25 protein-coding genes and 1 tRNA gene are annotated in these 22,568 nt (G+C 71.9%); 11 read left to right on the plus strand and 15 right to left on the minus strand.

The window, feature by feature from the left end; genetic code table 11:
• Positions 1-32 precede the first annotated feature (32 nt).
• The 7 genes from AB0I38_RS15305 to AB0I38_RS15335 all read right to left on the minus strand — a co-directional run bounded on the left by AB0I38_RS15305 (position 33) and on the right by AB0I38_RS15335 (position 7,334).
• Complete coding sequence (locus AB0I38_RS15305) at positions 33-1,214, minus strand: acyl-CoA dehydrogenase family protein (RefSeq protein ID WP_358467248.1); 1,182 nt, start codon at positions 1,212-1,214, stop codon at positions 33-35.
• Positions 1,204-2,715 carry an amidase gene (locus AB0I38_RS15310; protein WP_358467250.1) on the minus strand — a complete coding sequence of 504 codons (1,512 nt, stop codon included), beginning with the start codon at positions 2,713-2,715 and terminating at the stop codon, positions 1,204-1,206. Before AB0I38_RS15310 ends, AB0I38_RS15305 begins: the two co-directional genes overlap by 11 nt.
• Positions 2,715-3,446 (minus strand): ABC transporter ATP-binding protein, encoded by a 732-nt coding sequence (locus AB0I38_RS15315; protein WP_358467252.1) that lies wholly within the window; start codon positions 3,444-3,446, stop codon positions 2,715-2,717. The genes AB0I38_RS15310 and AB0I38_RS15315 overlap by 1 nt, the downstream gene beginning before the upstream one ends.
• Positions 3,443-4,228, minus strand: a complete 786-nt coding sequence (locus tag AB0I38_RS15320; protein WP_358467255.1) for an ABC transporter ATP-binding protein — start codon at positions 4,226-4,228, stop codon at positions 3,443-3,445. Before AB0I38_RS15320 ends, AB0I38_RS15315 begins: the two co-directional genes overlap by 4 nt.
• Positions 4,225-5,229, minus strand: a complete 1,005-nt coding sequence (locus AB0I38_RS15325; protein WP_358467257.1) for a branched-chain amino acid ABC transporter permease — start codon at positions 5,227-5,229, stop codon at positions 4,225-4,227. Before AB0I38_RS15325 ends, AB0I38_RS15320 begins: the two co-directional genes overlap by 4 nt.
• The gene (locus AB0I38_RS15330) at positions 5,222-6,091 is read right to left on the minus strand and encodes a branched-chain amino acid ABC transporter permease (protein ID WP_358467261.1); all 870 of its coding nucleotides are present in this window, start codon (positions 6,089-6,091) and stop codon (positions 5,222-5,224) included. Before AB0I38_RS15330 ends, AB0I38_RS15325 begins: the two co-directional genes overlap by 8 nt.
• A gap of 73 nt (positions 6,092-6,164) precedes the next feature.
• Positions 6,165-7,334, minus strand: coding sequence for an ABC transporter substrate-binding protein (locus AB0I38_RS15335; protein WP_358467263.1), 1,170 nt, complete (start codon positions 7,332-7,334; stop codon positions 6,165-6,167).
• A gap of 498 nt (positions 7,335-7,832) precedes the next feature.
• Between AB0I38_RS15335 and AB0I38_RS15340 the strand changes: the two genes are divergently transcribed.
• From AB0I38_RS15340 to AB0I38_RS15350, 3 genes are read left to right on the plus strand one after another with little or no spacing between them, the layout of a single operon-like run.
• On the plus strand, positions 7,833-8,966 hold the full coding sequence (locus AB0I38_RS15340; RefSeq protein ID WP_436838749.1) for an acyl-CoA dehydrogenase family protein: 1,134 nt from the start codon (positions 7,833-7,835) through the stop codon (positions 8,964-8,966).
• On the plus strand, positions 8,966-9,649 hold the full coding sequence (locus tag AB0I38_RS15345; protein ID WP_358467267.1) for an enoyl-CoA hydratase-related protein: 684 nt from the start codon (positions 8,966-8,968) through the stop codon (positions 9,647-9,649). The genes AB0I38_RS15340 and AB0I38_RS15345 overlap by 1 nt, the downstream gene beginning before the upstream one ends.
• 59 nt (positions 9,650-9,708) lie before the next feature.
• The gene (locus AB0I38_RS15350) at positions 9,709-10,467 is read left to right on the plus strand and encodes a hypothetical protein (RefSeq protein WP_358467269.1); all 759 of its coding nucleotides are present in this window, start codon (positions 9,709-9,711) and stop codon (positions 10,465-10,467) included.
• A 53-nt stretch (positions 10,468-10,520) separates the two neighbouring features.
• Here the strand turns inward: AB0I38_RS15350 and AB0I38_RS15355 are convergent, their stop codons facing one another.
• Positions 10,521-10,907, minus strand: coding sequence for a hypothetical protein (locus AB0I38_RS15355; protein ID WP_358467271.1), 387 nt, complete (start codon positions 10,905-10,907; stop codon positions 10,521-10,523).
• Between the two features lie 185 nt (positions 10,908-11,092).
• Here AB0I38_RS15355 and AB0I38_RS15360 point away from each other — a divergent pair, with 185 nt between their 5' ends.
• The 7 genes from AB0I38_RS15360 (at position 11,093) to AB0I38_RS15390 (ending at position 14,475) form a co-directional block, all read left to right on the plus strand.
• Positions 11,093-11,614, plus strand: a complete 522-nt coding sequence (locus tag AB0I38_RS15360; RefSeq protein ID WP_358467273.1) for a MauE/DoxX family redox-associated membrane protein — start codon at positions 11,093-11,095, stop codon at positions 11,612-11,614.
• Between the two features lie 4 nt (positions 11,615-11,618).
• Positions 11,619-12,143: a hypothetical protein gene (locus AB0I38_RS15365; RefSeq protein WP_358467275.1), complete on the plus strand. Its 525-nt coding sequence runs from the start codon at positions 11,619-11,621 to the stop codon at positions 12,141-12,143.
• 10 nt (positions 12,144-12,153) lie between these two features.
• Positions 12,154-12,312, plus strand: coding sequence for a hypothetical protein (locus AB0I38_RS15370; RefSeq protein WP_358467277.1), 159 nt, complete (start codon positions 12,154-12,156; stop codon positions 12,310-12,312).
• An 18-nt stretch (positions 12,313-12,330) separates the two neighbouring features.
• Positions 12,331-12,873 (plus strand): hypothetical protein, encoded by a 543-nt coding sequence (locus AB0I38_RS15375; RefSeq protein WP_358467279.1) that lies wholly within the window; start codon positions 12,331-12,333, stop codon positions 12,871-12,873.
• Positions 12,874-12,920: 47 nt separating this feature from the next.
• Positions 12,921-13,436: a DUF5666 domain-containing protein gene (locus AB0I38_RS15380; protein WP_358467281.1), complete on the plus strand. Its 516-nt coding sequence runs from the start codon at positions 12,921-12,923 to the stop codon at positions 13,434-13,436.
• Positions 13,436-13,963, plus strand: a complete 528-nt coding sequence (locus AB0I38_RS15385) for a hypothetical protein (protein ID WP_358467283.1) — start codon at positions 13,436-13,438, stop codon at positions 13,961-13,963. Before AB0I38_RS15380 ends, AB0I38_RS15385 begins: the two co-directional genes overlap by 1 nt.
• 419 nt (positions 13,964-14,382) lie before the next feature.
• A tRNA-Sec gene (locus AB0I38_RS15390) sits at positions 14,383-14,475 on the plus strand.
• A gap of 136 nt (positions 14,476-14,611) precedes the next feature.
• Here AB0I38_RS15390 and rraA read toward each other — a convergent pair.
• The 7 genes from rraA to AB0I38_RS15425 form a co-directional block, all read right to left on the minus strand.
• Complete coding sequence (gene rraA, locus AB0I38_RS15395; RefSeq protein WP_358467285.1) at positions 14,612-15,082, minus strand: ribonuclease E activity regulator RraA; 471 nt, start codon at positions 15,080-15,082, stop codon at positions 14,612-14,614.
• A gap of 80 nt (positions 15,083-15,162) precedes the next feature.
• Positions 15,163-15,486 (minus strand): STAS domain-containing protein, encoded by a 324-nt coding sequence (locus AB0I38_RS15400; RefSeq protein ID WP_358467287.1) that lies wholly within the window; start codon positions 15,484-15,486, stop codon positions 15,163-15,165.
• A 170-nt stretch (positions 15,487-15,656) separates the two neighbouring features.
• Positions 15,657-16,196, minus strand: coding sequence for a DUF5994 family protein (locus tag AB0I38_RS15405; RefSeq protein WP_358467289.1), 540 nt, complete (start codon positions 16,194-16,196; stop codon positions 15,657-15,659).
• A gap of 220 nt (positions 16,197-16,416) precedes the next feature.
• The gene (locus AB0I38_RS15410; RefSeq protein WP_358467291.1) at positions 16,417-17,898 is read right to left on the minus strand and encodes a glycosylase; all 1,482 of its coding nucleotides are present in this window, start codon (positions 17,896-17,898) and stop codon (positions 16,417-16,419) included.
• Positions 17,886-18,890, minus strand: coding sequence for a glycosyltransferase (locus AB0I38_RS15415; RefSeq protein ID WP_358467293.1), 1,005 nt, complete (start codon positions 18,888-18,890; stop codon positions 17,886-17,888). Before AB0I38_RS15415 ends, AB0I38_RS15410 begins: the two co-directional genes overlap by 13 nt.
• The gene (locus AB0I38_RS15420; RefSeq protein ID WP_358467295.1) at positions 18,887-20,026 is read right to left on the minus strand and encodes a glycosyltransferase; all 1,140 of its coding nucleotides are present in this window, start codon (positions 20,024-20,026) and stop codon (positions 18,887-18,889) included. The genes AB0I38_RS15415 and AB0I38_RS15420 overlap by 4 nt, the downstream gene beginning before the upstream one ends.
• A 158-nt stretch (positions 20,027-20,184) precedes the next feature.
• Positions 20,185-21,216, minus strand: coding sequence for a glycosyltransferase family 4 protein (locus AB0I38_RS15425; RefSeq protein WP_358467297.1), 1,032 nt, complete (start codon positions 21,214-21,216; stop codon positions 20,185-20,187).
• Positions 21,217-21,350: 134 nt separating this feature from the next.
• Between AB0I38_RS15425 and AB0I38_RS15430 the strand changes: the two genes are divergently transcribed.
• Positions 21,351-22,493 carry an NAD(P)/FAD-dependent oxidoreductase gene (locus AB0I38_RS15430; RefSeq protein WP_358467299.1) on the plus strand — a complete coding sequence of 381 codons (1,143 nt, stop codon included), beginning with the start codon at positions 21,351-21,353 and terminating at the stop codon, positions 22,491-22,493.
• The last annotated feature ends 75 nt before the right edge of the window (positions 22,494-22,568 follow it).

A 22,568-nucleotide genomic window follows, 5' to 3' on the forward strand; every position in this document is an offset into this window, starting at 1 on the left:
ACCCGCCGGCCCCGCAGCCTCCGGCCGCCCGGTCAAATCAGCCGCGCGATCTCGTCGAGCATGACCTCCGTCGAGCCGCCGCCGATGGCGAGGAACCGGGCGTCACGCGCGATCCGCTCCACCTCCGAGCCGGTCACGAAGCCCGAGCCGCCGCTGAACTGCACACACTTGTAGACCAGTTCGTTGACCAGCTCCGGGATCGACGCCTTCAGCATCGCCGCGTGCGTGCGCGGGTCCTGGCCGGCGTCCGCCCTGGCCGCCGCGTGGTAGAGCATCGTCTTGGCGGCCGACAGCCGCGCGGTGAAACGCGCCAGTTCGTGCCGGAGCGCCTGCAGGTCCCACAGCGTCCTGCCGTAGGCGGGCCGCTCGCGCAGCCAGCCGACCGTCGCGGCCAGAGCCGCCTCGCCCAGGCCGACCGCCTGCGCCGACAGGCCGATCCGCTCGTGGTCGAGCCCTCGCATCATCCACCGGAACCCGGCGCCCTCCTCGCCCAGCCGGTTGCGCGCCGGGACCCGGCAGCCGTCGAGCACCAGCTCGCCGGTGTCGGCGCTGTGCCAGCCGCCCTTGGTGAAGGTCCGCCCGTTGGACAGGCCTGGCGTCCCCCGCTCCACGACGAACAGCGACAGCCCGTGCCGTCCCGAGCCGGGCTCACCGGTACGGGCGACGACGAAGAACAGACCGGCGATGTTGGCGTTGGAGATGAACGTCTTGCGGCCGTCCAGCACGTAGTCGTCGCCGTCCCTGCGGGCGCGCGTCGCGAGGCGGGTGAGGTCGGAGCTCACGTCCGGCTCGGTCACCGCGAGCGCGCAGATCCGCCGCCCGGCCAGGACGTCAGGCAGGAACCTCCGGCGCTGCTCGTCGTCGCCGGCCCGCGCCAGGTGCAGCGCGGAGAAGTCGGTGTGCACCGTGATCGAGGTGGCCACGCCCCCGTACGTCGAGCGTCCGAGCTCCTCGTTGAACACGACCGCGCCGCGCGTGCCCGCGCCACCTCCGCCGAGCTCCTCGGGGAACGACAGGCCGAGCAGGCCCAGCTCGCCGAGCTCCCGGAACACCTCGCCGGGCACCCGCCGCGCCGCCTCCCAGTCGCCGGCGCGAGGGACGATCCGCTCGTTCACGAATCTCCGCAGGACCTCGCGGAGGGCGCGGTGCTCCTCGTCGAGGAAGGTGTCGTCGAGCCGGAGCGAGTCGATGACCCGGTTGGCGTCAGCGGCCATGGCGGGAGAAGGAGGTCATGGAGGTGATCAGCCTCTCGTCGTCGCCCGGCGCGGCCACCCACTGCAGGCCGATCGGCAGCCCGGCGGAGTCCACGCCGACCGGCTGGGTCGCGCAGGGGAGCGCGGCCAGGTTGGCCAGCACGTTGTACCGCAGATGGGCCTCGGCGAGGCTCACCCGCGTCCCGCCCACCGGCAGCACGCCCTCGTTCGCGTCCTCGATCCGGGGCGCGACGCACGGCATGGTCGGCATGGCGAGCACGTCGACGCCGGACAGCGCGGCCAGCGCCTCCGCGCGCAGCACGTGCCGCAGCCGCTGCGCCCGTACGTACGCGCCGGCGGGGACCCGCTCGCCGAGGTCGAGCATGGCCCGCACGTCGGCGCCGAACAGCTCGTCCCGGCCGTCGCGGCGCCGCTCGCGGTGGTAGTCGAGGCACTCCGCCAGAATGATCGTCATCCCGGCGGCCGTGGCCGCCCAGCCGTGCGGGATCTCCACTTCGACGATCTCGCCGCCCATCGCGCGGACGGTGGCGAAGGCGCTCTCGACGGCCTCGGCCACGTCGGGGTCGATGGGCTCGTCCAGCGCGCCGATCGGCACGCCGATCCGGACGCCCTCGAACGTGGCGGGCCCGTCGAGGTCGATCAGCGGGCTGATCCCGAGGGCGTACGCCGACAGGGCGAGGTCCTCCACCGAGGCGGTGATCAGTCCCACCCGGTCCAGCGACCAGGACAGCGGCAGCACGCCGTCGTCCGGCAGCCGCCCCGGTGACGGGACCAGGCCGACCGTCCCGCAGTAGGAGGACGGGATCCGCACCGAGCCGGCCGTGTCGCTGCCGAACGCCACCCGCACGTGCCCGGCCGCCACGGCCGCGGCCGAGCCGCCCGAGGAGCCGCCCGGGATGCGGGCCGGGTCGTGCGGGTTGCGGGTCGGGGGAGTGGTGCCGCCGAAGGCGTACTCGTGCGTGGTGGTCTTGCCGACGATCACCGCGCCGGCCGCGCGCAGCCGCGCCACGCAGCCCGCGTCGGCGGCGGGGAGCCGCTCGCGGCCGGGGCCCGAGAGGTGGTGGGAGCCGCCGCCCGTCGGGACGCCGGCCACGTCGATCAGATCCTTCACACCGACGGGAATGCCGTGCAACGGCCGCCCGTCCCAGCCCGGCTCCGCCGGTATCCCGGCATCGGCGTCGACGTGCGCCCAGGCGCGGATCTCGCCGTCGGAGCGGGCGATCCGCTCCAGCGTCCGGTCGAGCAGACCGAGCGGCGTCAGCCGCCCGTCACGCAGGGCCGCTCCCATGCCCAGCACGGACTCGTCCTCGCCGCCCGCGCGCTGGTACGGGACCGTCCGGCCGTCCGGTCCGTCCGGGGAGACCGATGCGGTCCCGTACGGCGGATCGCCCTGGTAGAGGGCACCTGGCAGACCCTGCTCGCCCAGGTCGAGCCGGCAGAGCCGTTCGTCGAGGTCGCGCAGCAGGTCGCCGGAGAGCGGCGCCCCCGGGCCGGTGGTCATCAGGCCCCCAGGTAGGCGGAGCGGACGACGTCGTCGTGGGTCAGCTCGTCGATGCTGCCCTCGACCACGACCGCGCCCTGCCGCATGAGGTAGCCGCGGTCGGCCAGCTCGAACGCCAGGGGCGCGTTCTGCTCGATCAGCAGGATGGACAGGCCGCCCTCGCGCAGGGACGCCAGCGCGTCGAACACCTCGCCGGTGATCTTCGGCGCCAGCCCCATGGACGGTTCGTCGAGGATGAGGATCTGCGGCTCGGCCATCAGTGCCCGGCCGATCGCGACCATCTGCTGCTCGCCGCCGGACATGGTCGAGGTCCGCTGGTCCGCCCGCTCCCTGAGCACCGGGAAGAGCGTCATGATCTTCTCCAGCCGTTCCTCGACGGTCGCCTTGTCCAGGCCGCTGCGGTAGCAGCCCAGCTCCAGGTTGGTCGTGACCGTCTGCTCGACGAACAGGTGGCGGCCTTCCAGCACGCTGCCGATGCCGCGGACCACGACGTCATGGGGGCTCCGGGGCAGGGGCTCGCCGCCGATCAGCACCTTGCCCTTGGCGGGGCGGTAGAGGCCGCCGGCGACCCGGGCCAGCGTTGTCTTGCCGGCGCCGTTGGGCCCGATGACGCAGACCGCCTCACCCTTGCGCACGCTCAGGTCGACGTCGCGCAGCGCGCTGATCGCGCCGTACTTGTAGACGATGCCCCGCAGTTCGAGCAGGGGGCTGTCCTGTGCCGTGGCGGTCATGACTTCGACGTTCCTTCCAGGTCCTCCGGGATGACGGCGTCGACCTCGCTGGCCCGGTGGTGCTTGCCTCCGAGATAGGCCTCGAGGACGGCCGGGTCGCGGGTGACCTCGTCGGGCGTGCCGCGGCTGATCACCTTGCCGAAGTCGAGCACCGTGCAGTGCTGGCAGACCGCGTGGACGAGGTCCATGTGGTGCTCGACCAGCACCACCGTGACCCCGGAGTCCCGCATCGCGTGCAGGGTGTCGGCGAGTTCGCGGCGCTCCTGCGGGTTCAGGCCGGCGGCCGGCTCGTCGAGCAGCACCACCGCCGGGTCGGACACCATCACCCGGGCCAGTTCGACCCGCCGCTGCAGGCCGTAGGACAGGGAAGTGGCGCGCTCGGCGGCCAGCGAGGTCAGCGCCAGCCGGTCGAGGGCCTCGTCCACGCGGGTCCTGGCCTCGGCGGGCCCGGCGACCGTACGGGCGGCGATCATCAGGTTCTCGTGCACCGTCATGCTGGAGAAGAGCCGTACGGTCTGGAAGGTCCGGACGAGCCGGGCCTTGGCCACCAGCTTGTGGCTGGGCCAGCGCGTGACGTCGTCGCCGCCGACGATGACGGAGCCGCTGGTGGGGCGCTGCAGGCCGCTGAGGATGTTCAGCAGGGTCGTCTTGCCCGCGCCGTTGGGGCCGATGATTCCGTGGATCTCGCCGGCGCCGACGGAGAAGCTCACGTCGGAGACCGCCGTGAGCCCGCCGAAGCGCTGGGTGACGCCGCGCGCCTCGGCCGTGCCTGGTGTCCTCATTTCGAGCCCCCCGCGATCGAGCCCTCTGTAGTACGCCCGCGCAACCTGCCGAGCAGCGACCTGGCCAGCTTGGGCAGACCGGACAAGCCGTCGGGCAGCAGCGCCATGAACGCGATGACGACCATGCCGAGGATGGTCAGCGCCCAGGAGCCGTTGCCCGGGACGGCCGCGATCAGCCAGGTGACGAGCGCGGCGCCGAGTACGGCGCCGTAGATGTTGCCCAGTCCGCCGAGGATCACCATGACGAACATCTGGATGGACACGGCCGGCGAGTAGAGCGACGGGTCGATGGCCGTCTGGAGCGGGCCGTTGACGCCGCCGGCCACGGCTCCGATGGCCGCCGAGAGCGCGAAGATCTGCACCTTGCGGGCGGTGATGTTGACGCCGACGGCGCGGGCGGCCACCTCGTCGTCGCGGATCGCGGCGAGCTCCTTGCCGCCTCGCGACGCCAGCAGCCAGTTGGAGACGAGCAGCACGAGGATCAGCGTCACCGCGACGAGCAGGTACTGGTCGACGGGGTCGATGAACTTGTGGCCGAAGATCTCCGGGAACGGGATGGGCGCGTAGCCGTTGGCGCCGCCCAGCTCGCCGGGCAGCACCAGGAGCGCGTAGATGCCGCTGCTGACCGCGAGGGTGGCCATCGCGAGGTAGTTGCCGTGCAGGCGCAGCGCGATGTAGCCCACGAGCGAGCCGACGACCAGCGCCAGCAGGACGGCGGCGAGCAGCGCCCAGAGGAACTGCACCTCGTGGGCGAGCATCAGATAGGCGGTGCCGTACCCGCCGATCGCCATGAAGCCGGCCTGTCCCAGCGAGAACTGTCCCGCGCCGCCGATGGCCAGGGTCAGCCCGACCGAGGCGATCGCGGCGACCGCGATGTTCACGCCCAGGGCCAGCCCGCTGGGGCCGGGATCGGTGAAGACGAACCCGATGAGGATCACCGCGGCGATCAGGGTGGGCGCGAGATGCCGCCCCGCCCTGACGGCGAATGCTTTGTCAGGCAAGTCGCTGCCTCCTCAGGCCGAACAGGCCGTTCGGCATCAATAGCAGAATGATGACCAGGGCGACGAACACGACCGGGTCGACGTTGCCGTTGGGCAGCACGGCGGCGAGCTGGCTCTCGACCACGCCGAGCAGGAGCGCGCCGAGGACCACCCCCTTGGTGCTGTTGAGCCCGCCGAGCACGGCGCCGGTGAAGCCCTTGATCGTGAGGGCCGTGCCGATGGAGCCGCCCGCGAGGGTGATCGGCGCGACCAGCACGCCCGCCAGCGCCGCCAGCCCGAACGCGAGGGCGAACGACAGGGCGCGCATGCGGGAGACGTTGATGCCCACGGCCGTGGCCGCGAGCGGGTCGGTCGCGGCGGCGACCATGCCCCGGCCGGTGCGGGAGCGGCCCATCAGCAGGGCCAGCCCGACGCCGACGGCGATGACCACGGCCCAGATCACCATGCTCTGGAAGCTCACCCGCAGCGGGCCGAGCTCGAGGCCGCCCTCGAAGACCGGCGGGAACGGCTTCGGGTCCGGCCCCCAGACGAGGTGGTGGCCATGGGCGAGGACGAGGGTCATGCCGACGGTGGCGGCCATGGCCGCCAGGGCGCCATTGCGCTGGGTCGGCAGGATGACGATCGCGTCGTAGGCGATGCCGAGCAGGAGCCCGGCCACGACGACGAGCAGCATGACCACCATGACGGTGGACAGTCCCTGCTGGACGAGCGTCAGGCCGAGCAGGCCGCCGATCACGACCTTGTCACCCTGGGCGAAGTCGATGATCCCCGTCATCTTGAAGACGAGGTGGAAGCCCAGGGCGACGAGCGCGTAGATGGAGCCCAGCGTCAGGCCGGACACCAGAAGGTCAAGGATGTGCACGGGCACCTTCCTGCGAAGCGGAGGGTGACCGGGCCGCGTGCGGCCTGGTCACCGGCGTCTCTGCTGGAGCGGATCATTCGGCAGGAGGCGCGAACTCCCCGTTCTTGAAACTGACGGGCTTGAACGCGTCAGCGTTGGGGCCGCCGCGGTAGGTGTCGGTGTACTCCATCTTGCCGACGACGCTCTCGAAGTTGAGCGACTGGATCGCCGCGGAGATCGCCGGGCCCTCGAACGTGCCCGCCTTCTCGATGCCGGCGGCGGCCAGCTTGACCGCGACGTACGCGTACACGCTCAGCACCGTGGGCGTCTCGTTGTTGTACTTGGCCTTGTAGGCGTCGATCAGCTTCTTCGTCTCGCCCTCGGGCGCACCGTAGTTCACCGCGGTCAGGGAGACGACGCTGTCGGCGGCCTCACCGGCGGCCTCCGGGATGGTGGAGGTGGAGTAGGTCAGGTCGCCGATGACCTTGCCCTTGTAGCCGGAGGCGCGGACGGCCTTGAGCACCAGGGCGTCGGCGGCGCCGCCGGCGCCCCACAGGAAGACGGCCTCGGGGTTGGCGCTCGCGACCTTGCCGGCCTGGGCGGTGAAGTCGAACTTGGCCGGGTCGAATCCCTCGGAGTTGACGATCGAGATGCCGGCGCTCTTCGCGGCGGCGGTGATGTCGCTGTTGCCCGCCTGGCCGTAGGGGTTGTTGGCCCAGATGATGGAGGCGTTCTTGATGCCCTTGGACGCGGCGTACTTGACCACGGCCTCGGCGTTGGCCGTGCCGGGCAGGGGGACCTCGAAGACGTTCTTGGTGCCGTTGGCGACCTCGGGCTGGGCGACGAGCAGGATCTGCGTGACGTCGTACTGGTCGGCGAGGGGGGCCACCGCCTTGGCGGTGGCGGAGATGCCGGGGCCGATCACGATGGGGACCTTGCTGGAGGTGGCGAGCTTCTTGAAGCCGGCCGTGGCCAGGTTGACCGAGCCCTGGTCGTCGACGGTTTCGAGCTTGAGCTGGTGGCCGTTGACGCCGCCGGCCGCGTTGATCTCCTCGACGGCCAGGTCCATGCCCTTGGCCTCCTGCTGGCCGACCGCGCCGAGCTCGCCGGTGGTCGAGTTGAGCACTCCGATGGTGTAGGTGCTGCCCGCTCCGTCGCTGGATGCGTCAGACTTATTCGAATCAGACGTGCCACAGGCGGTTGCCGTCAGGGCTGCGGCGGCGAGTACCGCGAGGACCGAGCGGCCACGCATAGGTGCTCTCATGCTGTCTCCTCAAAGAACGCCGGGCCGTCGACTCGTCGACCTCGCGCCCCCGCGAAACCCGGATGTGAATACGTCAGATCTTGCAGCATAGGTTTCGTGGAAAACAAGGCCTTGAATGTGACGTTCTTCGGCGGGCGCTCTCTTGGGTGATCGCGGGTCGCCGGCCGGTCACGAGCCGGGGGATCTTCGCTGTGCCTGTGGGGCAGGGCCTCCGTGCTTTCCGCCAGGTAGAGAAACCCCTGTTTGGGATCGGTCTCGGTGCTATGTGACGGTTGGTTAAATTTGTGTTGCGATGACCGTCGTGCTCCCTGCGGGGAGGGGGGCGGGGTGCGGAGGACGCCTCTCGACCGGCTGCGGCGGGTCGAGTAGCATGCAATACGTCAGGCTTTTACGGGCGAGTCGCGGTGCGCGCGTACCCCCGATCACAGGCCGCCGCGTGCGAGGAAGACGACTCCCCTCGCCCCCACCACCCACCAGGAGGGACCCAACGTGCTTCGCATCCCCGACGCCCACGGCGAGGAGCTCGCCGACCTGCGGGAGAGTGTCCTGCGGAGCTGCCGCGACTACGGCCACGACTACTACGTGCGCTCCAGCGACGCGGGAGACAACGCCCGGGAGCTCTGGCATGCCCTCGGCCGGATCGGCGCGCTCGGCGTGGGCATCCCCGAGGAGCACGGGGGAGGCGGCGCCGGCATCGAGGCGCTCGCCGTCGTGGCCGAGGCGGTGGCCGAGGCCGGCTCGCCCATCATGCTGCTCGCCCTCTCCCCGGCCGTGTGCGCGACCGTCCTCGGCAGGTTCGGCTCCGACGAGCAGCGGGCCGAGTGGCTGCCGGGGCTGGCCGACGGGTCCAAGGTGCTCGGCTTCGCCATCACCGAGCCCGACGCCGGGTCCAACACCCACAACATCCGGACCAGGGCTCGCCGCGAGGGCGACGCGTGGGTGCTGTCCGGCCAGAAGTACTACGTGTCCCACGTCGACAACGCCGACGCCCTCCTCGTCGTCGCGCGCGCCGAGGATGCCGAGCTGAAGGCCTTCCTGGTGCCCGCGGACGCGCCGGGCATCACGACCAGCCCCATCGAGGTCGAGATCGTCTCCCCGGAACGCCAGTACTCCGTCTTCTTCGACGACGTCCGGGTGCCCGCCGACGCGGTGGTCGGCCCCGACGCCGGCCTGGCCGTCCTCTACGCCGGGCTCAACCCCGAGCGGATCGTGAGCGCCGCCCTGCTGAACGGCATCGCCAGGTACGCGATCGACATCGCCGCCGACTACGCCCGCAAGCGCACGGTCTGGAACGTGCCGATCGGCGCCCACCAGGCCATCTCCCACCCGCTGGCCAAGGCCGAGACCGCGCTGGCCGGCGCCCGGCTGCTGACCGCGGCGGCCGCCCAGGCGTTCGACCGCGGCGAGCCCGGCGGCATCCAGGCCGCCATGGCCAAACTGTCGGCATCAGAGGCGGCCTCCATGGCGCTCGACAGCGCCATGCAGACCCTCGGCGGCAACGGCATGTCCCGCGAGTACGGCCTGGCCACCCTGTCCGGCCTGGTGCGGTTGTTCCGCATCGCGCCGGTGAGCACCGAGATGCTGCTCAACCACATCGCGCACAAGCGACTGGCCCTGCCCCGGTCCTACTGATGGGCGAGCCGTTGCGGGTCCGGCGCGAGGGCGCGCTGGTCAGGGCGACGCTCGACCGGCCGCCGGTCAACGCCCTCGACTCCGGGACCTACCGGCGGCTGGGCGAGGTCGCGGCGGGGACGCGGCCGGAGGAGTGCCTGCTGATCGACGCGGCGGGCCGCGCCTTCAGCGCCGGCCAGGACCTCCGGGAGCACGAGCGGGCCACGGCGGACGGCCGCCTCGGCGAGAGCCTCACCGAGGGGGCCGGCGCGCTGGCCGCGGTCCTGCGCTGCCCGGCTCCCGTCGTCGTGGCCGTCCAGGGGCCCGCGATCGGGGCCGGGGCGCTGCTCGCCGCCGCGGCCGACGTCGCGGTCTTCGCCGACGACGCCTGGCTGCGGGTGCCCGAGCTGGACGTCGGGGTCACGGTCGGCTACGCCGTGCTGAGCCGCCTGCTGCCGCCCCCGATGGCCAGGCGAGCCCTGCTCACGTCCGAGCGCGTCGAGGCCCCGGTGCTCGACCGGCTCGGCGCGGCCGTCGTCGTGCCGCCGGCCGACCTCGCCGAGGTCGCCACCGGCCTGGCCACCGGTCTGCTCGGCAAGCCGTCCGGCATGGTCGCGCTGGCCCGCCGGAGCTGGGGCGGCGGCGAGCGCGAACTCGCGGCACGGGCGTACGAGGCGGAGGTCCGCGACTTCCTGGCCCGCTGAGCGTTGGCGGGGCCGGCTCGAAACGCCACCGTGACCGGCCCCTGACAAGATCACGCACTATGAAACTCCTCCTTTCGATCATGGTGGCCGGCTCCGCCGTGCTCCTCACGTCGGCTCCGGCCCAGGCCGCGCCCAAGGATCCGGTCAAGGCGGTGAAGGCGCAGCTGGTGTCCGGGCACGGCGTCCGGTTCAGCGAGACGGTCAAGCAGGTCGTCGACGGCAAGTCCAGCGCGGTCGTCCGGCGCTCCGGCACCCTGCAGTTCGGCAAGGGCAAGGTCGTCGCCTCCGACGTCACGGGCAGGTTCGCCACCGGGAAACGGGAGAAGCCCGAGCGGACCATCACGATCGGCCGCACCTCCTGGACGACGGGCGGCCTCTACCAGTCGGGCCTGCCCAAGGGCAAGACCTGGTACAAGCAACCGGGCGTCGTCGCCAGCGGCGCCATCACCGGGCTGGTGTCCCAGGTAGTGAACCCGGCCGAGCCATCGACCCTCGCCGCCCTGGTGAAGAAGGGCGAGCGTGGCACGTCCGGCTACAGCGGCACCCTCACCTTCGAGGAGCTCGGCAAGGTCTCTCCCTCGTTCCGGGCCGGTGCTACGCCGATCTTCACCACGCCCGAAACCGACGTCAGGTACAACCTCACGCTCGACCGCAAGGGCCTGCCGAGCCGCCTGAGCACGTCGTGGCAGGCGACGGGGCTGAGCGCCGGCGGGGAGGACAGGACGTACAAGGTCGAGACCCGCTACACGGGCTGGGGCGCCAAGGTCTCGATCAAGCCGCCGCCCGCCGCCAAGACGGCCTCGAAGCTGACCCGCTGAGCGGCGCGCGCCGCTCCACGCTCCTCAGAGGGGCGGCGCCAAGAGGGTGGCTCTCAGAGGGTGAGCGCGAAGCAGCCGGAGGCGGGGCCGATCGTGATCGTGATGCGGATCCGCCCGTCCGCGGGGAGCAGGACCGAGCCGGGGTAGATCTTGTCCTTGGTGGGCCTGCCGTCGTCGCCGAGCGTGGTGGCGGTGGCCGCGGCGTCCCGGACGTAGTAGGCGACCGTGCCCGAGTCGACGTGGTCGACCTTGATCAGCGCGTCCGCCGGCCCTCGCCGGCGGGCCTGGGCGACCCAGAACTTGGCCACCCCGCCGCTTTGCCGCCGCAGCGCGGCGCCGAAGGGGCCGGCGCGGACCCCGCCCGCCGAGGCGCCCTTCTCGCCGGCCTGATCGGCGTCGACGCATGGGACGCCGTCCTTCGGGGTGGCCGGCGGGGACACGGGGCTCGTCCAGCCGACCACGCTCGGCGCCTGCTCGGCGGATGGCGGGCCGGCTGCCTGTTTCGCGGGCGGCCGGTCCGCCGAACAGGCGATTTGTCCGCATGAAAGGATAAGCGCCGCCAATAGCGGAATAACTATTGATCTAGGCATTGATCAAAGTATCTCGTCCAATTACGATCACGTCCATGAACTCAGCCGATTTAGTCGGTCTCGGCTGCGGACTCCTCGCGGCCTTGTTCATCGCCAGTGGCGTTCCCAAGATCAGGCGCCCCTTCGACCTCGCGATCGCGCTCGTCCGCTTCGGCGTCGTCGGCAGGGTCCGCCCCGGCCTGGGGAGGCTCCTCGGAGCCGTCGAGGTCGCGGTCGGCGTGGCCGTCGCCGTGAGTCCCGTCCTGTTCCCCACGTCGATCGCGGCTCTCCTTCTGCTGGTCGCGTTCACGGCCGTGGTCCTGCGGTCGCTCGCGGCAGGGCGGAGCGTGGAGTGCGCCTGTTTCGGAACGGGGGAGCGGACCTCGCCGGCCACCGTGGTCAGAAACCTCGTCCTGATGGGTGTGGCGTTGTACGTCGCGTTCGCGCCAGGGGTTCCCACGTTGGATCAGCGTATTTCTGGAATTCTGGCCGGAACGCTATTGACTTGTGCATATTTGCTGATATCGACGATGGCTGTCGTCAAACCATTCAGCACCCGGATCGACGGGCGGGGATGACGGCATGGGATACACCGGAGTGACACTCGCGGCGCTCGTCTGGTTACTCCTTCTCTCCTTCGGACTCCTCGTCGTACGACGTGAGCTGTCGATCCTGCAGGACCGTGTGGCCGTGAGCGGAGCCTCGCCCGCGGACGGCCTCGCCATCGGCGCGCTCGCTCCCCGGTTTCCCGGCCTGCGCTCCGACGACGTGGTCCTGTTCTTCTTCGGCGACTGCGCGCCCTGCCACGAACTGGCGGCCGAGGTGGCGCGCTCGGCGGACCCCGGCCGTTACGCGTGCGTGGTGAGCGACGGCGCCACGCCGGGCTCGGGGGCCGGCGTCCGCGACCTCCTGCCCGCCGGCGCGCGGGTGCTGATGGGGGACGAGGCCGTCGCGGTCAGGCAGCGGTACAAGGTGCACTCCGGACCGTTCGGCGTCGCGGTGTCGGACGGCCTGGTGGTGAGCAAGGGCGTCCTGCGCTACGCGGAGGACCTGGAACAGCTCCGGCGGGCCGGTTACGGCACGGCCGCTTCCACGATGAACCCCTGAGGAGACGCAGATGGGCGGCCTGGCCGCTAAACCGCTGTTCAGGATGGCGCTGGCGATCCCGCTGGCGGGAGTCGGGGTGCTCGCCGGGCAGCAGGCCGGACCGCGGCCGTGGGCGCTGCTCGTCACGGCCGCGCTGATCGTGGGCCTCGCTCAGCAGACCCTCCCTTGAGGCCCGAACGTGATCATCATGATCACGCGCGCCCGCGTGTCCGGGTGCTTCGGTTCCCCGGTGGTGGCCGGCGCGGTGCTCGTACTGAGCGCGATCGGCGCGGCGGCGCTCACCGGGGCCCTCCTCGGCCTCCTCGGAGCGGCCCTGGAGCCCGGGATGCGGGCGCTGCTCGCCCTGGCCGCCGCGTCGGCCGTCGCCGTGGGTGCCGTGTCCCGCCCGGTGCCGTGGCAGCTCGACCGCGAGACCGACACCGACTGGCTCGGCTACGAGGACTGGCGCACCGCCGCGTACAACGGGGTCGCGCTCGGGCTCGGCTTCACCACGCGGATCGGCTTCTGGCTGTTCTACCTCGTCCCGCTGACCGCCTTCGTCGTGGCCGACCCGGTCCTCGGAGCGGCCGGGTACGCCGCCTTCGCGGTGAGCAGGGTCGGCGGCTCGGCGTTGCTCGCCGCGGCGGGCATCTGGATCGACGGCGGCATCACCCGCGCCCGCCTGGTCGCCGACCTGGTCGCCGGTCTGGCCTTGGGCGCGCTTCTCACCGTTCTCATCCCCTTGATGTGAACCCCGACGACGTATCGCCACCCACACCCCACAGAGAGGAAGCAGCAATGGAGGAAGGAACGAGCAGACGCGCCCTGTTCGGCGGGATCTTCCGCGACAAGGCCGGCGACTCGCCGCTGCCCCCGGCAGACGCCCCCCTCGGCGTCCTGGTCACCGGCTCCGGCCGGGACGTCACCGTCCGCGGCTACGGCAACTCCGCGAGCCGCATCGCCGCGGAGCCCGTCGCCGCCCAGGCCGAGGAACTGCCGTACGGCTGGACGCTCCGGCCCGGTGACCTCGTCGTGCTCGACGAGACCACCCCCGGGACGAAGGTCGCGGTGGCCCTGCACCGCAACGTCGCCGGGCGCGTCACCGCCGTCGCGGCCGGTCGGATCACGGTCGAGGGCCAGGTGTGCCGGCTCGACCCGCGCACGGTGCACTACGAGGGGATGGCGGGCGAACCGTCCGCCAAGCCGCTGGCCGAACCCCTCAAGGTCGGGGACGTCGTCACCCTGGAGTGCTTCGACAACCGGGTCGACGGCACCCTGACCGTCCACTTCATGCGGCGGACCGGGCGGGCTTGATGGATCGCGTCCTCGCCGTCGCCGTGGTGGTGGCGTGCGTCGTCCTCACGGTGGCCTTCCTGGCCTGCCTGCGGGGCATCGCGGAGCTCAGGCTGCGCCTCACCGGGCGGGGCGTCGATCCGTCCAGCCAGCTGATCATCGGCAGGAAACTGCCCGAGCGGCTCGTCGGGCTGATCCCCGACCCGAGGCTGGACACCCTGATCGTCTTCATGTCGAGCACCTGCGGAACCTGCCTGGGCCTGGCAGCCGAGCTCGGCAAGGTCTCGGACCGCCAGGTGGTGGCGTGCGTGGTCGGCGACTCCAGCGCCGAACTCGTCGCCATGCTTCCGCCGGACGTCACGGTCGTCCGGGGAGCAGAGGCCGCGGCCGTGGACGAGGAACTGCCCATGGCCATCTGGCCGAGCGCCATCCTGCAGCGCGACGGATTCATGGTGGCCGTGGCCCAGGGCGGCGACGCCAACAGCGCCGCCGCCCTCGAGGTGTTGTGGGAACAGAGAACGGTCGTAGCGAAGGAGACCCAAGCATGATCGTCGAGCATGTACGGAAGACCCGGCTGTCGAGGAGCAAGTTCCTCGCCGTCGCCGGGGCGAGCCTGGTGGGCGTGGCCACCAAGGCGTGGTTCCCGGGCCGGGCGGAAGCGGCTCCGAACGGCTGCTCCGGCGCGCCGACCTGCGCCTGCTGCAGCTCCACGACGTGCTGCAGCAGCGGCTGTAGCGGTGCTACCACCTGCGGTGGCAAACAGTGCTGGACGAGCTGCGCCTACATCGGCAGCACGCTGTACCGCTTCGACTGCTGCGACTACTGGAGAAGCGGAGCACTGTGCATCTGCCGTGTCAATCTGCGGCCCTGCACCTGACGGACCGGCGGGCGCGGCGGGAACGGGGCCGCCGCGCCTGAGGGATGGCGGATTCGCGGCGGTGGAGGCTTGATCGCTAGGCTGGGTCGTGGAGGTGTCCGGGTGCCTGGTGGCCCCCCCGGTCTTCAAAATCGGTGGCGCCGAGCACCTCGGCGCGGCGGGTTCGATTCCCGTCCGCCTCCGCTCCGCAATCCACCAGAGAGATCCCGCACACGGTGTCGATCCGGCCAGCGGGTGTTCGACGCGTTGTTGAAGGCCATGCTCGGCATGCGGAAGTTCGACGTCCAAGGTCTCATCGACGCCGCCGGGCAGCGGTGGCCTACGCGCGGGTCACCAGGATGCCGTCGTCGTCGCTGTAGAGCTCGGCGCCGGGGGCGAAGGTGACGCCGCCGAAGATCACCGGGACGTCGCGCTCCCCGGTGCCCTCCTTGCCGCCCTTGCGGGGGTTGGAGCCGAGGGCCTTGAGGCCGAGGTCCAGCTCCCGCAGGGCGGCGACGTCGCGGACGGCGCCGTTGACGACCACACCGGCCCATCCGCCGGTCACGGCGAGGCCCGCGATGACGTCGCCGACCAGCGCGCAGCGCAGGGAGCCGCCGCCGTCCACGACCAGCACCCGGCCCCGGCCGGGCTCCGACAGCACCGCCTTCAGCAGGGCGTTGTCCTCGTGGCAGCGCACGGTCGTGATCGTGCCGTGGAAGGCGCGCCGCCCGCCGTACTGGCGTAGTTGCAGGTCGCAGGAGCCGAGCTCGTCGCCGCGCTCGTCGTACAGGTCGGCCGTGACGATGTGCATGGTGCGCCTTCCCTGGGCGGAGCGGGAGATCTCCACCTTAGGGGCCGGTGTCGGGGGTGAGGCGGGCGGCTCGGGCCGCGTCAGGTCGCCATCGCGAAGCTGCGGTTCAGGCCGGTGATGTGCAGCAGCCTGGACATGTACGGGCGGGGCTCGGTCAGGGCGAGGACGATGCCCATGGCTCTGGCACGGTTCTGGATGCCGATCAGGATGGCCAGGCCGGAGGCGTCACAGAAGGACACCTTGGACAGGTCGATGATCAGCGTGTTCGTGCAGGAGCGGAGCGCGTCCAGCAACTGGATGCGAAACGCCTTGCTGGTGAAGATGTCGATCTCGCCGGACAGGTGGACGATGGTCGGGCCCGAGGGGCCGGCTCTGCCGGCGGGTACGGTTTCGAGGATGGCCATCGGATTCCTTTGCTGGAGCCCCCGGGCTTCAGCCCTGGGGAGGAAGGCGAACCCGCCGCGGAGCGGCGTGAGAGAAGAAGAGAAGAGAGGTGGCCAGGTGCCCGGAGCCGGCCATGCAGGCCGGTCGCCGGGCGTCGGTGGCGGATGGGCCCCTGCCAGGTGGCGGGGGGTCAGGTCGTCGAGGTCCGAAGAGGGGCCGTACGGCCCGCGAGGTGCCCGCCCTCGTTCTCCCAGCCGGACGGATCGTTCTCGTCCGGCGTGCCTGCGCCCGTCATCACCGGGCGGTGGGCGGTGTCGAGGATGTCGGCCGGATGGAGGCCGGGCGTGCCGCCGGCCGCGAGTTCGAGCGCGGCCGAACCGTTCGGCGCGCCCGGTGGGATGACCAGCAGCGTGATGTACTCGGTGCCCGCGAGGATCAGCGTGATCACGCGGGGGTCGCCGACGCGGAACCAGCCGACCCTTACCTGGCGGCCTCGTGCCGGGACGCGGCGAGGGATGTGGTCCCACGAGTCGAGGTGCAGGCCGACGCGCAGCGTGGTGCGGCCGAGTCGCTGGTCGACGGCGGAGATCAGGCCGGGAAGTTCGGCGGCGGCGTCACGAGAGTAGGGCCACCAGGCCCCGTCCACCATGTTCCTTCGTCCGAGGACGGGATCGAGGCTGACGCGGACCATGGAGTCGGTCGTGGGAATCGCGGTGGCGACGGCGCTCATCGGCTTGAGATGCGAAAGGATCGTTGGCGTCATGATCGCCTGGCCTGTCCAGATCCTCGAAAGGGTCCAAAGCGGTGTATCGCCGCGGGCGACGCCAACCTGAATGCCAACGTACGGAATGTCCTCGGTCTCTTGAGTCTACCCTGCGGAGCGGCCGGCCGCCGTTGGCTGGAGCACCAGGCTGGACCGGCGGGGCTTTCGAAGGACAGGTCACCCACCTTCACGGACGTTCCATCGCCTTGATGAGGGTGCCGAGTGCCACGCGGGCGAACCCGACGCGGGTGTCGCTCGCCCCGTACGGCAGCCACAGAGCGCCGGCGTGCGGCAGGCCCCCGCAGGAGTAGACGACGTTGGGCACGTAACCTTCGCGTTCGGTGTCGTCGAAGGTGAGAAGCGGGCGGGGGAGTTCGGCGATGACGCGGTGCGGCTGGTGCAGGTCGAGAAGCAGCGCTCCGATGGCGTACGCGCGCATGGGACCCACCCCATGGGTCAGCACGAGCCAGCCGAACCGGGTCTCGATCGGGGACCCGCAGTTGCCGGTCTGCGTCAGTTCCCAGCTTCGGCGGGGGATGCGGAGAGGCGCGACCGGTTGCCACCTGCTGTGCCGGTCGAAGGCGGCCAGGCCGATGGTCTCGCCGTCGGAGCGGCACAACGCGAGGGTTCGCCCGCCCACAGGACGCGGGAACAGCGCCATGCCCTTGTTGGCGGCGGCGGGACCGTGCAGCGGTGTGATCTCGAACCGGCGGAGGTCGTCGCTGGCGAGCAGGTGGGAGCGGATGCGCCGCCCGTCGTAGGCGGTGTAGGTGGCGCGGTACGACGGCAGGCCGTCCTCGTTGTGCGCCCATACGAACCGGGCGTCCTCCATGCCGTTGCTCTCGGCCGCCGTGGCCGGCCAGAGCACCCGCCGGTGGAGGGGAACGTCGGCGGGGAAGGTGACGGCGTAGGCGGAGCGCGTCGCGCGGCGCAGCTCCTCCAGAGTCCGGTGCGTGGTGGTGCGGGTGAGCAGGTCGGTGGGAAGACCGGCGACCGCGTGTTCGAAGTCGTCGTCGTCGAAGTGCTCGGGCAGGGAATCGAGCACCGTGGCGGAGACCTCGTTGTCGCAGCCCTCGTCGGTGAGCCCGGCGGCGAACAGGTCGCGCCGGTGGTGGGTGCCGATCCGGCGTCCGACGGTCAACGGTCCCGAGCGGTCGACGACGGTGAGGTCGGAGCCGGGCCCGAGCAGTGCCGTGGCGAAGCCGATGGAGGACAGGTGGCCCTCGCCGATCTGCCGGAGGCTGACCACCACACGGAGCTGTCCGGTGTCCAGGCCGGACTGGTCGGGGTGAGGTGCCATGGAGGGATTGCACAGCGCGGCGCCCTCCACGGCGTACTCGTGACTGAAGTAGGCGCCGACGAGCAGCCGAGCCGGGAGCGGGAGGTCGACGTGGCGCCGGACCCGGTGCCGGACCAGGTCATAGTGGTGGGCGAAGGTGGCTTCGAGATCGTGGTGCCTCCCGGCGAATCGCCGCAGCGTGTCCTGGAGCATCCCGGTGGTCTCGTCAGGGCCGAGGAGGCCGATGCGGTCGATCAGGGCCGCCGCCCGGGTACGGGTCAGGGCGGCGTCCTCGCCGGGCACGAACAGCTTGATGATCACTCTTCGCGCGTCGGGAGCGAGTGTCGGGCCGAGCCGTGTCGCCAGGTCCCGGCCGGTCACGACTGCCACGAGACGTGCTGCATGGTGGAGATCAGCGCGATGGTCGACTCCGCCCCCTGGTTGAGGTTGGGACCATGCGCGGTCAGCCCGTCGTACCCGCCTCCGGTCGCCGCATCCCACATCGGCGCGCCGGCGTCGTTCGCGCCCTGGAACCAGGCCACCGGCCGCCGCAGACGCTCCTGCCAGAGCGGGTCGCCGGTGACGGCCGCCGCGGTGGCGCAGGCGTCGGCGAGCGCGGCGACCTCGATCGGCTGCTGGTCGTAGCGTTCGCGCGGCGCGCCCCGCCGCCAGCCGGCGACGGGGACGACCGTGAGCCGGCCGTCCCTCGTCTGGACATCGCACAGCCAGTCGAGCATCCGCAGGCCGCCGGTGAGCGACTGCCGGTCGCCGCCCAGGTGCCCGGCGGCGATGAGCACCTCGGCCAGGGCGGCGTTGGCATAGGACAGGTACGGCTGCGGCCACGGCCAGCCGGGGTCCTCCGCGGGAGTGCCGATCACCCGGGCGGCGTCCGTCAGCAGGGCGGCGGCCACGCTGTCGTCCGGATGGACGCGCAGGACCTCGGCGGCGCCGAGCCCCGCGAACGCCATGGAACGCGGATGCGGTGACCGCTGCGCGGCGCCGAGGGTGAAGGCGAGCCGCGCCTCCGCCCGGATCCAGGGGGCGGAGCCGCGGGCCGCCGCCGTGCCCAGCCCCCACAGCGCTCGTCCCCACCAGTCGCCGACGCCGGGCCGGTCGCTCCAGCGCCGATCGAAGCCGAGCCGGTTGCGGAACCCGCCGGAGCCGTCCTGGGCGTGGGTGAGGAATGCCAGATAGCACTCGGCCAGCCGTCGCACTCCGGGGGCCGGGGCCGGCTCCCGGCTGGTGATGACGAGCCCGCGCGCGACGTCGTCGGTGCAGTAACCGTGCTCACGGCGTACGACGGCGTGCCGGGCGTGTTCGTACAGGCCGGTGTCGTCGCTCAGCCGGACCAGGTGCCCGAAGCCGGGTAGAGCGCCGTTCATGGCAGCGCCGCCGCCACGGCGACGGGGCGTTCGGCGAGGAGGGACCGGGCCAGGGCGTGATAACGGGCCGCGACCGCCGGCCACAACAGCGCCGGGACCAGCGCATGGGTCCGGGCGGCGAGTTCCCCGGCCAGGCCGGGCTCGGTGATGACGCGGCGGATGGCGGCGGCCAGCGCGACGGGATCGCCATGCGGGACGAGCAGCCCCGGCCCGCCGGAGAGCAGTTCCACGGCGTGCGGGAAGGAGGTGGCGACGACCGGCACGCCGGCGGCCACGGCCTCGATCAGCACGCCGGAGGTGACCTGCTCGGGGGAGTCGTAGGGGAGTACCACGATGTCAGCCGAGCGGACCAGCCGCCGCAGTGAGGCCTCGTCCCGGTAGAGGGGGTCGAACCGCACGGCGCCGGAGATGCCGAGTCGTTCGCTGATCTCGAACAGGCTGTCGCGGTAGGCCTCCCCCTGGAGTTCCAGCACCTTGGGGTGGGTCTTCCCGGCAACGGTGTAGGTAGGAGGCGGTGTGAGGTCCGTCAGGAGGGAGAGCGCCCGCAATGCCCACTCGATGCCCTTGCCGGGGCCGAGCAGTCCCCAGGTGAGCAGGTGCGGCCGGAGGCGCCGCCGCGCCCGGACTCGCGTATGGTCGGGCGCGCCGTGCGGGATGACGGACACCTTGCCGGCGTCGACGTGATAGCCGGCCAGCAACCGGTCGCGGGCGGTTCCGGTCATGGTCACGATCGCGTCGGCGGCGGCCACGATCTGTTCGAGCAGCGCTCTCTGCGCCATGGTGGGCTCGGTCAGGACGGTGTGCAGGACCACGATGACGGGCACGGTCAGGCTGCGGATCAGCGGCAGGACGTCACGGCCGTCCGCGCCGGGGTAGATGCCGTATTCGTGCTGGACGATGGCCACGTCGAAGTCGCCGAGGGCGGAGGCGGCGGCCTGCCAGCCGCCGGGCCCGCCGGGAGCCCACGTGTGCACGACCTCGGGAAGAAGTCGTATGTCATCGCCTTCCGCGGCGACACGGACGATGCCGCCGGATGTGCCTCCCCTGGTGAGGTGGGCGGCCAGGGCGGAGTTGAAGGTCGCGAGTCCGCACTGTGTCGGCGGATGGGTGCTGAGAAAGCCGTATGTGCAGGCCAACAGTCATGCCTTCCGGTATTCGGCCGCCCCGGAACGTGGTGCGGCCTCACGCGGTGAAGACGTCCATCAGGCAGCGTGTGCGCGGATGGACCTGAGCCTGGCACCGGGAGCCGCCCTCGTGCGGGCCCGGCGTAGCGACCCGTTGCCGACGGCAGGGCCTATATCACCTGAACGGTATCAGGCTCCTGTTTCGCCAATATGGCGTGGTAGATCCGGAGATAGTCGGTCACCATCCGGTCGACGCCGAACCTGCGCTCGGCCTGGGCACGGCAGCCCGCCCGGTCGATCGTGGCGATGCGCGCCACCGCGGAGACCGCTTCGTCGAGGGAATCCGTCAGGAAGCCCGTCACACCGGGATCCACGACCTCGGCCATGGAACCGCGCCGGTAGGCGATGACGGGCGTGCCGCAGGCCATCGACTCCACCACCGACAGGCCGAACGGCTCGTCGAACGCGATGGGATGCAGCAGGGCGAGGGCGCCACCGAGGATCTCGCCACGCCGCTCCGGCCCCACCGAACCGAGGAACACGACCTGCCCGCCGTCGACGTGCGGCGCGACCTGCTCGTCGAAGTAGCGCTCATCCTGGACGATCCCGCAGATCGTCAGGGGCAGCCCGGCCCGTCGTGCGATCTCGATCGCGGTGTGGGTCCCCTTGTCGGGATGGATCCGGCCGAAGACCACGAGCCGCCGCCCGCCGACAGGGTCGAAGGGCAGGGACGTCAGGTCGACGCCGTGATGCACCGTGGCGACGTAGTCGAGCTCCGGGGCGCGGTCGGCGTCGGAGATGGACACGTAGGCGGACCCGGCACGCGCGTAGGCCGGCAGGATCCCCGCTCCGGAGAACCCGTGAACCGTGGTGAGCAGCGGGGCTCGGCAGTGGCCGGCGAAGGCCAGGGGCAGCCAGTCGAGATGGCTGTGGACGAGATCGAACTCACCCGACCGGCTCAGCGCGTGGGCGACGTGCATCGCCTCCCACACCCGGCCATCGAGGGACGGGTCGTCGGCGTAACCGTGCGGGCACACGCCGTCGAGCGATCCGGAGGTGATCGAGTCGAGGGTGGCGAACAGTGTCACGTCGATCCCCCGGGCGACCAGCCCCTCGGCCAGCAGGCTCGTGACCTGCTCCCAGGGGCCGTAGTGGCGAGGAGGGGTCCGCCAGGCGACCGGCCCCAGCAGCGCCACCTTCACGAAGCGGGATTCCGGAACGGTCCGGGCTCTTTCGTACGGCTCATCGCGCACCTCCTGGTGTGCCGGCCATGTTCGGACACTACACGGGCCGGGCGGCCACGGTTCCAGGGCCGCCTGCCGGGCAGAGTCCGGATGTGAACGACGTCTGGGACCTGGTGGTGGTGGGCGGCGGGCCGGCCGGGGCGGCGGCGGCCCTGCGCGCGGCGCAACTCCGGCCGGACGGGCGGATCCTCCTGCTCGACAAGGCCGACTTCCCCCGCGACAAGGCCTGCGGCGACGGCATCGCGGCCCACGGCCGTGACGAGCTGGCCCTGCTCGGCCTGCCCGGCCTGCTCGACGACTACCGGCCCACCTCCCGCCTCACGGTCGTCGCCCCCGGCGGCACGCGGGTGTCGGCCACGGCGGCGCGGCCCAACCACGTGGTCCCGCGGATGGTGTTCGACGCCCGCCTCGTCGAGGCCGCCCGGGCCCGGGGCGTCGAGGTGCGCCGCCACCGCGTCCGCGCGCTCGCGGAGAGCGGCCCGCATGTCGTGATCGACGGCTGTCTGACGGCCCGCGCCGTGGTCGCCGCCGACGGGGCCAACTCGGCCGTGCGCCGCCTCATCGGGTTGCCGGCCTCTCCCGACCGGCACACCGCCATCGCCGTACGCGGCTACTCCGACGTCGCCGTATCCGACGACGTGCAGCTCATCGCCATGCAGAAGGAGGGCTGGCCGGCCTATGCCTGGTCGTTCCCCATCGGCGACGGCACCGCCAACGTCGGTTTCGGGATGCTCCTGCCCCGGCTGCACGCCACGGGGCTGCCTGGCCGGGAGGTGCTGCACGGGCGGCTCGCCCGCCTGCTGCCCGACCAGCCCGCCCGCGACCTGCGCGCCCACCACCTGCCGCTGTCGTCAGGGCGGCCGAAGGCCGGAGCCGGGCGGGTCATGCTGGCCGGCGACGCCGTGAGCCTGATCAACCCGCTCACCGGCGAAGGCATCTACTACGCCCTGCTGTCGGGCCGGCTCGCCGGCGAGGCCGCCGTCCAGGCCGCCGACGACCCGCTGCCCGCCTACCTGCGCAAGCTCCGGGCGGCTCTCGGGCGCCATCTGCGCACCACCGACGTGCTCGCCCGTCTCGCCCAGTCGCCCGGCTTCATCGACGCCGCCATCGGCACGGCCGCCCACCGCGAGGAGATGTTCGACGTGCTCGTCGACGTGGGCCTCGGCGCGGGCCTCGTCCCCCTCCCGATCGCCCTGGCCGTCGGCCGCCGCTGGCTCCGCGACACGTTCACCTGACCACCCGGTGGTGACCGTCTGAGCGGCCGTCGGCGTTCGCGCCCGTCGGAGTTCGCCGGAACGCCCGTCCGGCGT

The sequence above is a fragment of the Nonomuraea cavernae genome (assembly GCF_040655715.1).
Classification (GTDB): Bacteria; Actinomycetota; Actinomycetes; order Streptosporangiales; family Streptosporangiaceae; genus Nonomuraea; species Nonomuraea cavernae_A.

Excerpts from the sequence above, each read along its gene's own strand:
- AB0I38_RS15405 (WP_358467289.1), bottom strand. The coding sequence starts at position 16,196 with ATGAGCGCCGTCGCCACCGCGATTCCCACGACCGACTCCATGGTCCGC.
- AB0I38_RS15400 (WP_358467287.1), bottom strand. The coding sequence starts at position 15,486 with ATGGCCATCCTCGAAACCGTACCCGCCGGCAGAGCCGGCCCCTCGGGC.
- AB0I38_RS15345 (WP_358467267.1), top strand. The coding sequence starts at position 8,966 with ATGGGCGAGCCGTTGCGGGTCCGGCGCGAGGGCGCGCTGGTCAGGGCG.
- AB0I38_RS15305 (WP_358467248.1), bottom strand. The coding sequence starts at position 1,214 with ATGGCCGCTGACGCCAACCGGGTCATCGACTCGCTCCGGCTCGACGAC.
- AB0I38_RS15320 (WP_358467255.1), bottom strand. The coding sequence starts at position 4,228 with ATGAGGACACCAGGCACGGCCGAGGCGCGCGGCGTCACCCAGCGCTTC.
- AB0I38_RS15310 (WP_358467250.1), bottom strand. The coding sequence starts at position 2,715 with ATGACCACCGGCCCGGGGGCGCCGCTCTCCGGCGACCTGCTGCGCGAC.
- AB0I38_RS15385 (WP_358467283.1), top strand. The coding sequence starts at position 13,436 with ATGGATCGCGTCCTCGCCGTCGCCGTGGTGGTGGCGTGCGTCGTCCTC.
- AB0I38_RS15335 (WP_358467263.1), bottom strand. The coding sequence starts at position 7,334 with ATGAGAGCACCTATGCGTGGCCGCTCGGTCCTCGCGGTACTCGCCGCC.
- AB0I38_RS15415 (WP_358467293.1), bottom strand. The coding sequence starts at position 18,890 with ATGAACGGCGCTCTACCCGGCTTCGGGCACCTGGTCCGGCTGAGCGAC.
- AB0I38_RS15360 (WP_358467273.1), top strand. The coding sequence starts at position 11,093 with ATGAACTCAGCCGATTTAGTCGGTCTCGGCTGCGGACTCCTCGCGGCC.
- AB0I38_RS15380 (WP_358467281.1), top strand. The coding sequence starts at position 12,921 with ATGGAGGAAGGAACGAGCAGACGCGCCCTGTTCGGCGGGATCTTCCGC.
- AB0I38_RS15365 (WP_358467275.1), top strand. The coding sequence starts at position 11,619 with ATGGGATACACCGGAGTGACACTCGCGGCGCTCGTCTGGTTACTCCTT.
- AB0I38_RS15315 (WP_358467252.1), bottom strand. The coding sequence starts at position 3,446 with ATGACCGCCACGGCACAGGACAGCCCCCTGCTCGAACTGCGGGGCATC.
- AB0I38_RS15375 (WP_358467279.1), top strand. The coding sequence starts at position 12,331 with ATGATCACGCGCGCCCGCGTGTCCGGGTGCTTCGGTTCCCCGGTGGTG.
- AB0I38_RS15350 (WP_358467269.1), top strand. The coding sequence starts at position 9,709 with ATGAAACTCCTCCTTTCGATCATGGTGGCCGGCTCCGCCGTGCTCCTC.
- AB0I38_RS15370 (WP_358467277.1), top strand. The coding sequence starts at position 12,154 with ATGGGCGGCCTGGCCGCTAAACCGCTGTTCAGGATGGCGCTGGCGATC.
- rraA (WP_358467285.1), bottom strand. The coding sequence starts at position 15,082 with ATGCACATCGTCACGGCCGACCTGTACGACGAGCGCGGCGACGAGCTC.